The organism is Yoonia rosea (assembly GCF_900156505.1).
Taxonomy (GTDB): domain Bacteria; phylum Pseudomonadota; class Alphaproteobacteria; order Rhodobacterales; family Rhodobacteraceae; genus Yoonia; species Yoonia rosea.
In genome coordinates this window covers 1712068-1725425 of sequence record NZ_FTPR01000001.1, presented here as the reverse complement: position 1 = coordinate 1725425, position 13358 = coordinate 1712068, and the positions used below count along the sequence as shown (strand labels likewise).

Annotated in this window: 12 protein-coding genes; 7 read left to right on the top strand and 5 right to left on the bottom strand. The window is 55.8% G+C overall.

The features are described 5' to 3' along the window. Positions 1 to 43: 43 nt before the first annotated feature. The 4 genes from B0B09_RS08620 to B0B09_RS08605 form a co-directional block, all read right to left on the bottom strand. Positions 44 to 865 (bottom strand): adenylate/guanylate cyclase domain-containing protein, encoded by an 822-nt coding sequence (locus tag B0B09_RS08620; RefSeq protein ID WP_076659218.1) that lies wholly within the window; start codon positions 863 to 865, stop codon positions 44 to 46. Between the two features lie 17 nt (positions 866 to 882). Further along, positions 883 to 2034: an FIST signal transduction protein gene (locus B0B09_RS08615; RefSeq protein WP_076659217.1), complete on the bottom strand. Its 1152-nt coding sequence runs from the start codon at positions 2032 to 2034 to the stop codon at positions 883 to 885. Between the two features lie 26 nt (positions 2035 to 2060). Then, positions 2061 to 4307: a pyridoxal phosphate-dependent decarboxylase family protein gene (locus B0B09_RS08610; RefSeq protein WP_084190763.1), complete on the bottom strand. Its 2247-nt coding sequence runs from the start codon at positions 4305 to 4307 to the stop codon at positions 2061 to 2063. A gap of 134 nt (positions 4308 to 4441) precedes the next feature. Beyond that, entirely contained in the window at positions 4442 to 5131 is a 690-nt protein-coding gene (locus B0B09_RS08605; RefSeq protein WP_084190762.1) for a Crp/Fnr family transcriptional regulator, read from the bottom strand. Between the two features lie 196 nt (positions 5132 to 5327). Here B0B09_RS08605 and B0B09_RS08600 point away from each other — a divergent pair, with 196 nt between their 5' ends. The 7 genes from B0B09_RS08600 to B0B09_RS08570 all read left to right on the top strand — a co-directional run bounded on the left by B0B09_RS08600 (position 5328) and on the right by B0B09_RS08570 (position 12813). Then, complete coding sequence (locus tag B0B09_RS08600) at positions 5328 to 5573, top strand: hypothetical protein (RefSeq protein WP_076659215.1); 246 nt, start codon at positions 5328 to 5330, stop codon at positions 5571 to 5573. A 158-nt stretch (positions 5574 to 5731) separates the two neighbouring features. Next, positions 5732 to 6703 carry a phosphotransferase gene (locus B0B09_RS08595; RefSeq protein WP_084190812.1) on the top strand — a complete coding sequence of 324 codons (972 nt, stop codon included), beginning with the start codon at positions 5732 to 5734 and terminating at the stop codon, positions 6701 to 6703. Then, positions 6700 to 7686 (top strand): T3SS effector HopA1 family protein, encoded by a 987-nt coding sequence (locus B0B09_RS08590; protein WP_131825014.1) that lies wholly within the window; start codon positions 6700 to 6702, stop codon positions 7684 to 7686. Before B0B09_RS08595 ends, B0B09_RS08590 begins: the two co-directional genes overlap by 4 nt. Then, a complete protein-coding gene (locus tag B0B09_RS08585; protein WP_084190761.1) occupies positions 7683 to 8960 on the top strand; it encodes a lanthionine synthetase LanC family protein in 1278 nt (425 codons plus the stop codon). Before B0B09_RS08590 ends, B0B09_RS08585 begins: the two co-directional genes overlap by 4 nt. Positions 8961 to 9093: 133 nt before the next feature. Next, positions 9094 to 10128: an HD domain-containing phosphohydrolase gene (locus tag B0B09_RS08580; RefSeq protein ID WP_242654366.1), complete on the top strand. Its 1035-nt coding sequence runs from the start codon at positions 9094 to 9096 to the stop codon at positions 10126 to 10128. A 20-nt stretch (positions 10129 to 10148) separates the two neighbouring features. Beyond that, positions 10149 to 10646, top strand: a complete 498-nt coding sequence (locus B0B09_RS08575) for a putative pterin-binding protein (RefSeq protein WP_076659210.1) — start codon at positions 10149 to 10151, stop codon at positions 10644 to 10646. 19 nt (positions 10647 to 10665) lie between these two features. Further along, complete coding sequence (locus tag B0B09_RS08570) at positions 10666 to 12813, top strand: ATP-binding protein (RefSeq protein ID WP_076659209.1); 2148 nt, start codon at positions 10666 to 10668, stop codon at positions 12811 to 12813. Positions 12814 to 12907: 94 nt separating this feature from the next. On the opposite strand, the gene B0B09_RS08565 is transcribed toward B0B09_RS08570, so the two are convergent. Next, positions 12908 to 13345 (bottom strand): acyl-CoA thioesterase, encoded by a 438-nt coding sequence (locus tag B0B09_RS08565; RefSeq protein ID WP_082436285.1) that lies wholly within the window; start codon positions 13343 to 13345, stop codon positions 12908 to 12910. Positions 13346 to 13358 lie beyond the last annotated feature (13 nt).

The following is a 13358-nucleotide window of genomic DNA, read 5'->3' as shown; positions in this document are numbered from 1 at the left end:
GGGGTTTTCATTGATGCTGCTGTTTGCGCCGTGGCAAGGCCCTTCAGGCCGGGCAGAACAGGTCAATCATACCGCGTCCTTTTGCATTCACCTGACCGCAGTATGCAAAACTTGATTTGTCAGTCAGCAAATCGATGCTGCTGCTTGACAGCCGGATTTCATTGGGTGTGCTGGCATTGACGATCCGAGAGGCGATGTTGACCGTATCGCCCCAGACATCAAAACTGAGTCTCTCCTGCCCGATGACGCCCGTCGAGACAGGACCCGAGTTGATCCCGATCCTGATTTGCCACAGGGGGGCTTGTGCATCGAGGCCGGGTGGTCTGGCCTGCGCGACAAAGCTAAGGAATTCTTGCGCTGCGGCGATGACATGGGCGGTTGACGCCGGATCATCGTTTAGCCCTGCCACGCACATGTAGGCATCGCCGATCGTTTTCACCTTTTCGATGCTGTGGCGGGCCGTGATGCGGTCAAACTCGGAATAATAGTAGTCAAGGACCTGCAAGAGCACCAAGGGATCGAGTGTTTCGGATTTTGCGGTGAACCCCACGAAATCGGCAAACATGACCGTCGCGTTTTCGCAACGTCGCGGGGTAACGCCGTCATTGCGCTTCAACTCCTCCGCAATCGAATTGGGCATGATCGAGCGCAACAGCTTGTCACTGCGGGCTTGTTCTTGTTGCAATTGCTCGTTGAGCTTTTGCAGTTCGGCCTTGGCTTTTTCGACCTGTGCAAGCACGCTGCGCTGAAAGGCCTGGCCGGTGTCGATCAGATGTTCGAGTTCGGCCCTTCGCATGTCCGATTTTGCCAGCCGCCGTTGCAGGCGCAACACCTCATTGTTCTGTGGTGCCGGGTTATGGGTCATGGGTCTTTCTTCGTGGTTCAGGCCGTTGCAGCGCTGAGAAATACCGCAACAAATGCATTGGTATGGGTCAAGGACGGCCCGCCTGCTTTTTCAGGGCCAATTTCACCGTAACAGTAGAAGCCTGCGATGGGTACATCCTGTCCGATAATCGTGCAGACGTTATCGTATTCCTCGCGGATGCGTGTGCCCAGTGTTGCGCGGCGGCCAGCACAGGAAAAAAGCAGCGCAGCATCGACAGGGGTGTCCTTCATCCCTGCTGCGGCCTGACCGACTGCGTTACGCGCGGCGTCAATGATTTCCTGACGCGATGCTGTTGAAAGCTGCACTACGCTGCCCTGCGCGACAGGATTGACCAGATGCAGCGCACCTGTCTCGGCATCGAAATTCAAAGGAGAGCTGAGCACCAAGGAGTGCCGTGTTTCATCCTGCACCGCGAGCGGATAAAAGATTGATGGTTGCTGCAGGTAGTCGGCATAAAGCTCGGCTGCGGGGCGGTTGTCGATCTGATGAACGACAGCACCTTCGGCCTTTGTGACAAGATGCGGCTGACCCAGCGGGGTATAGCCTGTGGCCACGCCGACCGACACCTTGACAGATCCATGCACCGTCAAGATCACCACAGCATCGCTTGTCACGATATCATTGCAGATCTGGCGTGTGCCCTGAAACCGGAGCTGATCGGCCGCTGCGCCGCCGACAATGGGCACACCTGCGCCAAGGGCGTTTTGCAGCCCACCGACAAGGTCATGGATGTTCGTGCCCAGACCTTCCAGCATGGCGATGCCAAGGTTTATGTCCTTGTCTGATCCGGCGCGTGCCATGGCAACGGCATCGGCGGTGGATTGGGCAGGCTCTGCAATGGCATTGCGCCCGATCCCCACGGAAAATTCCAGGCTGTCTGACGCAAAGAGCATGATGACAAGGCTGTCTTCCAAAAACCCTTCACCGCCAGCGATTTCGCCATCGGTTGTGCCGCCTGCCACCAAGATATCAGGATAGCGCGTGCGCAATGTTGTCCCGATCACGGAAAGGTCCTGATCAACCGCCGCGTAGACCAGGGCGGCTTTCGGGACATGGCCGTCCAATATTGAGACGGCCATGTCGAGGGCCTCTTGGACTGCAGTTGTACTCTCAGGGTCGTCAGACCAACCAGTTGCAACTTTCAGCATAGAGCCCCTTCTCATTCATTTCTTTCTCAGCCGTGTGTCAGCCCATGTAACCGTAGCACATCGTTCACGGCTGTTTTAGCCGCCGTTTTGAAGGCAGCGACAACTTGGGGGAGGTAGTTCCCCTCCGCTGTCGCAGACACCCAAGGATCCTGTGTGGTTGAGATCAGGAAAGAGATCGCGGTTCCTTGCGTGTGGTCCAACCCGGCGCGTGCCCCATAAGCATCCACAAAACTTTGTCCATAACTTGGCACATCGAAGGCAGAAGAGGTCACAAACATCGGATTTTTTGGAACGGTGCCACCGTTGAAGGTACTGATCGACAGGGCCTTGTAGATAGCAGTGTTGACAGCGTTCATCAGTGTGACATCCGTGTTCCAGCCATCTGTGGTTTTGAAATTGACCGCATAGGTGACAATATTCTGATCGGAGCCTAGTTCCTTGAACAAATCCAGCGCTTTTTGATCATTTAGCATGAATTCTACCAGATCATTGTTCTCGCGGGGTACGAAATTCTCGCGGATGTAGGCGACCTCTTCGGCACGCGCGTGATCGCCCTTGCCGGCCTTTTCACAGGGCAGCCGCTGGAAAGGGACCACCTTGATGTAATCGTCCGTGCCATCAAGCGAGACGAGCTCGGCATAAAGCCGTTTGGAGTTGAAGATACATTTACCCAGCAGTTTCCCATAGCCTGACTTATCCGGTCTGATCATGGCGTGGGAGAGATAAACACCGGCCGCCGCGGCTCCGGGTTTGGAGCCTTCGATTCCGTAAACGCCGACCGTGGGATCAACACCGCCGTGATAGACCACAGGCGCTGTAAAGGTGATCATGTCGCGCATCGCCCCGTTGCGATAGCAAAGCGCACCGGCGGGGTAGGGGATAAAGCCGGCCTTATGCGGATCAACGGTTTGCGTATCAGCGTGCGGAAAGGCGCGGTACTGGCGCATGACATAATCGCTCATGATCATGGCAGGCGTCTGTTCGAGAGCGCCGCCCTGATCGGGATCAATCGGTTCTTTGCTGTCGCGCAGCATCGAGGCAAAGTACCCGCCCCATGCCCCGTCAACGTGAAGCGAGAATTCCAGCCCCTTTCTGCGGAATTCATCGCGCAGTTCCACAATATCGGCCAGCGGATCTACGGCACTCTCTTCGGTTGAGCCGATGACGGCGACCACTTCGAGGATCGGGCGCTTGTTGTCCAGGCAGTCCTGCAAGGTTTCGCGCAGGTGATCCATGCGCATACGTCCGTCCTCATCGACGTGGATCCGCCACAATTGGTTGGCGCCCAGCCCGATCAGCGCCGCACTTTTGGGCCATGAGTAATGCGCAGTTGAAGGTGCAAGAACGACTGGCAGGTGTTGCGTGTCTCTTGCGATGAACCGTCGCTGGTACTCTGCCAGGCCCAGGTTCTGGACAGAGTATTTGTCCAAGGCTGCCTTGATCGCCTCGGGTGTGATCCCGAAATCCGATTGCAGGCGCGGTGACAGCGCGATGACATCGTCAATTGCGACGTTCAGCAATTCCCAAGAGTCCAGATCAAGCAGTTTGACCGAACGTCCATCGGCGAGTTTCACTTTGACGTCCTTGCCACCTGCCATGTCGGGTTCATGGCGGATCGCTTCGGCCATGGTGATGGGCATGTATTTAAGGTTGCGCGCCGCCCACATGGATTCGCCATTCGCGACAGATCCGTCACAGGTGATATGCGCCCATGGTGTCAGCGCACCTTGGGCTGTCTCCGCGTCGCTGGGTACGTGATAGCCCAGCATGCGCGCCAGATCCTTGCCAACCTCGATTTCAAGCAGGGTGGTGACAGGTGACGCTTCGGCGGCGACGTTGTTCTGGTTATAGAGCATCGCCGCAAAGTACCCGATGGCGCCGGGCATCGTGATATCCCAATACATATGCGACTGGTTGCGATAGCTCGACAGCGGGATGGAGCCGTGCAGCGCGCCCAGCAGATCCTCCAACTTGGTGTCCAATGTGGCGATGGTTTTGCGATAGTCGTCAGAGGCCTTGATTTCAGACGTCACGAACGGCGGATCACGAAACTGCGCACCATATTCGCGCCGTGCATCGCAATGCGCCGCAATTGCCTTGGTGATGGATCGATCCAGCACCTCTTGGTTTTCAGCCAATGGGCCCAGAAACCAGCCAGCGAGCGATGTTGAGCCCTTGCTATTGTCCAGATCCATGCGCCCTTCGTCTTTTTCGCGGGCGTGAAAATCTGAGAGCGTGCTGACGATATGACGGTTTCTTTGATGACGTTCCATGGGAATTCCCTTTTTGATCAGTGTTTTGGAAAGGCGCGGCACACGGCCCCTGAAACAAAGGGACCTCCGCTTAAACGGTCCCGGCACTCAATCATCTGCACAGATGGTTCGATGTGCGCCAGCGCACTTCAAAGCTAGTCTTCGGTATCCAGCAAAGCATCGACATCGTTGATCGTGATCACACCGCGTTTCGACGTGATAACGCCGTCGCGGTTCAGTTGGGCAACAACGCGGCTGACGGCCTCGCGGTTGGCACCGATGAAATTCGAGATCACTTCGTGGGTTGGGGCATTGGTGATCACTCCGCCGTTAACCAGCTGTTCCTGTTCTTGGGCCAGTTGCATCAGCTTGACGCGTACCCGCGTTTCGACGTTATGGACCACGAGTCCGAACACCCGGTCGTTCATGCGCCGCAGGCGTGTGCCAAGATCTGTGGCCAGATTGATCGCCAGTTGGGGGTACTTGCGCAAAAGCGCAAGGAAATCTGCGCCCTGAAGTCGACCCAACACGCAGTCTGAATGCGCCGAAATTGTAATTGATCGGGCATGACCGTCCAAGGACGCCAGTTCTCCGAAATATCCCCCCTGTGCAATTTCGGTAAACAGGATTTCGCGTCCGCTCGCTGCCACGAGCTGTCCGATGACAGTTCCGGCGAGCAGGAAATATGTTTCGGTTGTCTCGTCGCCATGCATCATGATCAGCTTGCCACGAGGGATGTGCAAAACGGCCATTTTCTGGGCGACCGCATCCAACGTACGCTGATCTAGGTCGCGCAGCAGGCCACAGTTTTTCAATGAGTGTCGGGTTGCTTCGTCTACGGACATCTTTGCCCCAAGTTTATCGTGCCGGAACCCTAGCCTTACATTTCACGATAGCCAACCAGCAAAAGAGGGCCAAGTTTTTGGGAAATGTGTTCCTGCGCACAGCAGTGTGGGCGACCACAGCCTAAAACCGAGGGGCCGACGGGCAGGTCAAACGGCCCTTGGCGCAAGCAATTTTGAAAACAGAAAGGATTTGAGCATGTGTGTTAAAGTTGGTTTTACAGCAGGTTGTACGTTTGCTGACGTCGCAGAGGCGACCAAAGCAGCAGCCGCAGCAGCCCCGGTAGGGGCGTCAGCTGACTGTGTCAGCGTGGCCTTTACCGCCGGCTGCACCTTCAGCGATATCGCCGAAGCACAGGCCGCTGCAAAGCCGCATCTTGACGCGTTCGGCAGCACAGAACTCGGCTGCGGCAATGTGCTGTTCACAGCAGTTTGTAGCGTTTGAATTAGGAGGCAGCGTACCCTGCGCTGCCTTCAACAAGACTTTTCAGTACTTTCAGTGAGGGACCCGTGGAACCTATCGCACGCAACATTATCCAGACGCTTCGTGCGCGAGGATTGGTGTTGCAACGTGATCTTGTCGATGGCTCAAGTGTGTTGTTTATGGGCCGCCAACGTAATCGTTTCTTTGTCTTCAAGCAGCTCCACGGTCCCTCATTATTTATTAAACAAGCGCATGAAAACGAGCCTGGAACGGTCCAGTCGGTGGCCCTTGAAGCGCAAATTTATCAAGCGGTCGCACGTACCGATGCATTCCGGCATTTGCAGAGCGTGATGCCGCAGCTTTTGCATTTTGACCCTGATAGCGCGACGATGACCCTTGCGTTGATCAAGGATGCCGAAGACCTTGGTGCGCGCGCGCGGCGTATGTGCCACAACTCACCTGTCCACGCGGCACAAATGGGCCGGATTGCGGCGCAATACCATGCACTGCCAGGTCAGGCGCTTGACGCACTCGATGTCGCGTTTGACCGCAAGCCGCATTGGATTTTCCGGCTCGAGGAAGACCCAAGTCCCCTGTCATCCTTGCGCGGTCGCAGCCCCGCCAGTGCCGCATTGATTGATGCGATCCGTGCGATCCCGGACTTCAACGAAACCTTGGCATGGTGCCGCAAGCATTGGGAAACAGATGCTCTGATCCACGGTGATTTCAAGCTTGAGAATTTTCTGGTTGCTGCCAGCGATGCAAATCAAAAGCTGCATTTGATTGATTGGGAGCGTGCCGATCTGGGCGATCCTGCCTGGGATGTGGGGTGCGGGCTTGGCGCCTTTGTGATCCACTATACCATGCAGCAAAATCCGGATGCCCTGGATGCCGCCTTGCCCGAGATGCGCGCGTTTTGGGCCGCTTACAGTGCGGCTTCTGAGAGGCACGATGCCGCCTTTCTTGATAAATGCATCGCGATGATGGCGGCCCGCCTTTTGGTGGCGGGCTATGAATATTGCTTTGCGCAGGACAGCTTGCCTGACATGTCGCAGACCCTGATGCAGATTGCGCGGCGCATGACGACGCGGGAAGGACAAAGAAAAGTCTGCGCCGGTCTGGCTGCGCCGTGCATGCAGGCCGTGTCATGAAACCCCTTTTGGATTTTGTGGCAAAGGTGGCGATTGATGCGCAGGATCAGATCACCTTTCGCGGGTGGCCCGCGCAGCCGCCCAGCCAGCCGGATGCGCCGTTCGCGCAACAGTTGACCGAGTTTGTTTACAAGTATTTCTATACGCACCCCGGCGGCAATATCGGCGAGGCATTCGGTGATGGCGCACCAAGTGCGGCGCTGATCGCTGACATCTCTGCCGCAAATGATACCACAGCCAAGGTAGAGGACGGGTGGGTCGTGCGCAGCCTGCTGTCCGAAGGAGCGGTCATCGCGGAACGTTATGGCAAGGTCTGCAAGTTCATATCCGGCCAGTTTCTGGCGGCCCCTGATGCGGCCCCTGTGCGGCCCGGATCCGAGATTGTGGTGACCCATCTGGCCGGGTCCAAAACCGTGCAGCCGGGTTTTTTTCACATCTTCGGTCAGTCACAGTTGGATGCCGCCGAAGAGGTCAAGAATATCCGCCTTTATTTCAATTTGATCGGGCCCGGCGCTGCTGCACCTGTTGCCGGTCTGGTTTCGCAAGTGCTGAACCGCTATCTGGTGCCGTTCAGGTACAAGACAGCGACGCGGATTTGCGATTATTCACGGGCGGACACGGCCGTGCTCTATATTCCAGAGCGGGCATTCACGGTGGCTGCCATGGCGCTGGCCACGCAATTGCCGCAACTTGCGCTTTACCTTGATGATGCGGTTCCGGCTTTTACCTTGCGGGTTGGTAACGGGCTCGGACTGGCTGAAGATATGCCGGATGCCGGCAGCTTTGGCGCAGCACGCTGCAAATTGGTTGCGCAGGCGATGATGCAGGCGCGCGCGGAAAACCAGATCGTTCCAGAGACGTTCCAGGCGGCATTTGAGGCCGTTTGCAGATCGGAAAATCTGGATATTGACAGGTTGCACCTGAATGCTGGGTCTGTCGCCTGCTATCGGCTTTGCGCGCAACCTGCGGCCCATGCAGCATGACTGACGCGCAGCTAAAGGACATGGCATTGCAGATCGGTCGCATGCTGGCGCGCGATGCGATTTGGGACGACAGGCGGTGCAATTGGCTTGGCCCTGCCAATGACATTTTTTGGGGAACCACGATGGCGGGTTATGGCATGCTTGGCTCCAGCGTTTATGACGGAACAGCGGGCATCGCACTGTTTCTGGCGCATCTGGGAAAGCTGACCGATGACACGGTGGTGCAGCAAACGGCGCTTGGCGCGATCAATCATTCAGTGTCGCGATACAGGGATTGCCCTGCCAGTGTTTCGCTCTCGTTTTACACCGGACACGTCGGGATCGGCTATGCCGCCATCGTGATTGGGCAGATGACAGGGGCGCCGTCTTTAATCACCCAAGGCAAGGAGATCCTGCTGGACGCACTTCACGCTCATACTGCGGGCAGATGTATTCTGGATGTGATGCTTGGCGTCGCTGCGTCTATCCCCGCAATCATCGCGGTGCAGGATGTGCTAGGCCGCGACCGCATTGAGAAGCCGCTGTTGGTGTGGGGTGGAAAAATCCTCGGACATGCTGTTGAGGGCAAGCGTGGTCTGTCATGGGATACCACCGCTGAAATGCGCACCAATGCAGGTGAGGCCGCTTGGCTGCAACCAGACGCGCCCGTGCAGCCAAACCTTCTGGGTTATGGTCATGGGGCAAGCGGGATCGGACTGGCACTGATGGCGCTTGGCACAGCCTTTGATCAGGATCAGTTTACGGTGGCAGGAAAACGGGCGTTTGCCTATGAGGAGGCCTGGTTTGACCCCATCTGCGGGTGCTGGCCCGATTTGCGCTATCATGGGCAGGCAGAGGCAAAGGGCCGAACCGAAGTTGCGTGGTGCCACGGGGCAACCGGCATCGGCCTTGCACGGCTGCGCGCGCATGCGCTGACCGGTGATCCTGCTTTCTTGGAACAGGCCAGAACCGCCGCTGAACTCACAAAAAAGACGCTGCTGACCCGGCTAACACCTCAGACAAACCTGTGCCTGTGTCATGGTGTTGGCAGCGATATCGAGCTCATGTTGCACCCGAAGACGGCGGAAACCGTCGAGAGTAGTGACATTTTGCATGCGGTGCAGGCGTTCATTCAGGTGTCCTATCTGGAGGTCGGGCGGCCGCTGCCATACGGCGGCGGCGACAAACACCAGCCACCGGGCCTGATGCTGGGATTAGCAGGGACGGGATATGCCCTGCTGCGTTGCATGAAGGTTGACCAGCCGCCTTCATTGGTTTGCGTCGGGGCAGGCTGACGATATTGATGCCGGGCATTTGACTAAAATCTGAAACACTCATTGCTTTCAAAGCGTTGGGTCTATCCCGTATGAACATGCCACAAAAGCGGATGGAGAACGCGCAGTTATGGGGCATCCTATGCGTATTTGCGTGGTTGATGACGCGATGGTCAGCCTGAACGTGATCAGTGCAGTCCTGAAGCGCGCTGAGGACCATCAGATAGAGAGCTATTCATCAGCAGTGCGCGCGCTTGCGCGATTCGATGAGACGAGCTTTGATTTGGTTCTGGTTGACTATCAGATGCCGGAAATCAACGGCGTAGTGCTTGTCGAACGACTTCGGCGCTTGCCGGGTTATAAGGCCGTTCCGGTCATAATGCTGACAGCCGATGAAGACCGTGCTTTGCGGCTGGAAGCCGTCAAGGCGGGGGTCACCGATTTCGTCAATAAGCCCTTTGATCCGGAAGAGCTTCGGGTGCGCGTGAAGAACCTACTTGCATTGCGGAAAGCACAGCTTGCGCTCTTGGAGCGTGCAGAAAGTCTTGATCTTGAAGTGCAACGTGCAACGCGACACCTGAGAGTTCGCGAGGAAGAACTGATCTGGCGGCTGTCGCGCGCAATTGAAATGCGCGATGGATCAACCGGCGGACATATATCCCGGGTCGCCACCTGTGCCAGACTCATCGCGGAACAGATGGGCCTGAGTGACCACTTTTGCAGAACAGTTTATCTGGCCGCGCCGCTTCATGACGCAGGCAAGATAGGCATCATTGATGCCATCCTTCATAAGTCTGCCAAGCTGACGCCCCAAGAACGTGCCATCATACAAACCCACACCAAGATCGGCGCCGAAATCCTCTCAGATGGCGACAGCGACCTTATAAAAATGGCGCACGAAATAGCGCTCTATCATCACGAGAAGTGGGATGGGTCGGGCTATGCCCAAGGGCTGTCTGGTGAAGACATTCCCTTGTCGGCAAGGATTGTTGCCATTGCAGATGTTTTCGACGCCTTGTGTACCGAGCGGAGCTACAAACCGGCGTGGGACTTTGATGACGCGCTTGATGAAATCTTAAGACAATCCGGTCACCATTTTGACCCAAGCTGTGTAAGCGCGTTTGTGGCAGTCAGCGACAAAGTCAGAAACGCCTATTCGGAAAACAACGGTACACAATTTGTGGCCTGAAACATGAAGGGATTTGTCTGATGAGAGGTCTTTTATTGATGGTGATCTGTCTGTTTGCGTCGCTTGCGCATGCGGACGGCCTCGCCGAGCCCAAGGGGCCGGTGATATTGACCATATCGGGTGCCATTACGCAGACAAACGGGCCAAATGTGGCGCGTTTTGATCGTGAAATGCTTGAAGCGTTAGAGCGGCGCATCATTACAGCGAACACACCGTGGTTCGATGCAAAACATGATTTTGAAGGCCCGCTTGCCGCCGCTGTTCTGGATGCTGTTGGTGCCCAAGGGTCGACCATGCGGGTGTTTGCCCTGAATGACTATGCGTCCGATGTGCCTGTGGCTGACGTACGCGAGTTTCCTGTGATCTTTGCTACGCATCTGGACGGTGAAATGATGTCAGTGCGCGAGAAAGGTCCTTTGTTCCTGATCTATCCGTTCGACGAGTTCCCGGCATTGTTTAACGAAGTCTATTTTGGCAGATCGGTTTGGCAGATCGCGCGGATTGAGGTGATCGAATAGTGTGACTCTGCACCCGTTCATGCGTGTTCCCCCGCATATCATTCGGGCGGCGACATCTGTGCTGATTGGGCTTGGTATCGTCTTGATCGCAATGACGATCTATCTATTTGCGCACCTTCGCGACCGGCAGGAGGCGGTTTTGGCCAGTGTGCGCGAAGACGCCATGTGGGCTGTGTTCCAGACACACCGCGAGGCAACCCGTTTTATCGAGGCAATCCTGATCGCACAAAAGGCAGGCACACCCCAAGCTATCGACAGGGTCTACCTGACATTCGATCTGGTTTATAGCCGGATGACCTTGCTGGACGCGGGGTTCTTTTCAGAGCGGTTTAGTAATTCCCAGATCCTTGCCGAAATGGCATTGGCGCTTCAGGCTGACATCCAGTCCCTTGCGGACCGTATTGATGCAACGGCAGACAATCCTTCTGTTTTGGTCAATTCACTCAATTCGTTTCTGGATGACGCCCGTGCGTTGCAACAGCAAAGCAATGAGCTTGTGATTGCCACGAACGATGTATTGGGAACAGCGCGGGTGGTTGCGCGCGCGCAAACATCTGCCGATTACGGGCGTCTTGCAATCGTCGTCGCCCTCACAGGACTGGTGTTCATTTGCACGATCATCCTTCAATTCGTACAACTGCAGCTCATTGCAAATGCGCAGCGCCAGCTTAGGGAGTTGTCTTTGCGCAATGCCGAAAGCGCAAAAGCAGCGCAGGCCGCCACACATGCAAAATCGATGTTTCTTGCCACCATGAGCCATGAGATACGGACGCCTCTGAATGGCATCATTGGCGCGGTCGATCTGTTGGATGACACCCATCTTGACCCGGTGCAGGCGCGGCTCACTTTGACCATCAGGCGCTCTGGCCACATCTTGCTTGATGTCATCAACGACATCCTGGATTTTTCGAACTTAGACGCAAACGGGTTGACCTATCAGGTGGCACCCGTTTCTTTGCCCGACCTCGCCGACATTCTGCACGATATTTTTGAACAACGACTGCATGACGCGGGCTTGACACTTACGTTCGAGGTACAGCCTCTTTTCGTGGCAACGGATGACGTCCGCTTGCGACAGGTCCTGATAAATCTGATCGGGAACGCGATCAAATTCACGCCGTCAGGCACCATAAATGTCCGTTTTTTGATGCCGGAGGATACAAGGCTACGGATCGAGGTCATGGACTCCGGCATTGGTATTCCGCAGGCCGATCTTCCAAAACTGTTTCAAAATTTCAGCCAGATCGAAAACTCATCATCGCGCCGGTTCGGCGGAACCGGTTTGGGGCTGGCGATATCCAAGCGGATCGTCGAAGGCTTGGGGGGATCAATCGGCGTGATCAGCGCCGAGGGGCAAGGAAGTACGTTTTGGTTGGAGCTGCCGGTTGAGATCATCGGCCCGGCCGCAACCGTGGCCGTTAAAGCGTTGGAAGATCGAAAAGAGTGCACGTTGGTTTACAACAGCAATGTCCTGTTGGTGGAAGACCACCCGATCAATCAAGAAGTCGCAAGGGCTTTGTTCGAAAGCTTCGGTGCGACCGTTGTCACTGCCGATAACGGCCAATCTGCAATCGAGCATTGCACCAAAACGACCTTTGATTTTGTTGTAATGGACCTGCAAATGCCTTTGATGGACGGCATTACAGCAACACGTAAACTGCGTGATCTAGGTTTTACAGCACCGATTATCGGCTTAACAGCAAACGCATTTGCAGAAGACCGGCAGCGTTGCTTGGATTCCGGAATGGATGATTTTCTGGCCAAACCGGTCACGCGTTCCAAGATTTCATATATCTTTGAGACCTATGCGACCCCGGCAGAGCCCGCGCACGCAGAGACATTGCTCGATAGACAACAGTTGGATGCGATAAGGGACGAATTGGGAACGCCGCTTCTTCTGGAACTCTTGGGGCAAGTTTCCAGTGATGGTTTGAAATTGCGGTCGATCGTTGCGGTTGAACAGCGTGAAAGCGATGACGGTTGTATCGATGCCGCACTGCATAGTCTGAAAGGTGCAGCATCGACTTTGGGATTGGCTGAGGTTGCAAAGCGTGCGCAAGAAATGCGTCATCTTGAGCGGCTTGAGCATCAAAGCGTTGAAGACCTCATTGATCTCATCAGCAAAAGTATTGCGCAGGTGCAAGCGGTTAGCATGCCGGGCCGTTGACTGACCTGCTCCGCTTGGAGTCCGTAAATTTAGGTGAACTCTGTGCGGGTTTTCGAGCAGAGGCTCGCTCAACGTCAGCTTAGGCCCGAAGAGGTCACGCGCCTTCAAAGACTGGCCGGGGCGTGCCATTTTCGTCCAAGGCGACAAAGACGAAATCAGCATCAGTTACCTTTTCAGCTTTCTCCGAATATCTTGGCCGTGCCCACGCATCCACATGAATACGCATCGATGTGCGTCCAACCTCGCGCAAAGTTGCATAGAGCGTCACTTCATCGCCGACTTTGACAGGGCGCAGGAATTGCATGGCTTCCACAGAAACGGTAGCGCCGCGCCCCTGTGACACGCGACCAGCCATGTTGCCTGCTGCAAGATCCATCTGAGACATTAACCAGCCACCAAAGATATCACCTGACGGATTGGTATCTGCAGGCATCGCAATGGTACGGATCACCAAGACGCCTTCATCTTGTTGCCGACCGTGCGATCCGCGCTGTTGCCCACGGGCCAAGGTGTTTTCCGTATGATCACTCATTGAGACTTCTTCC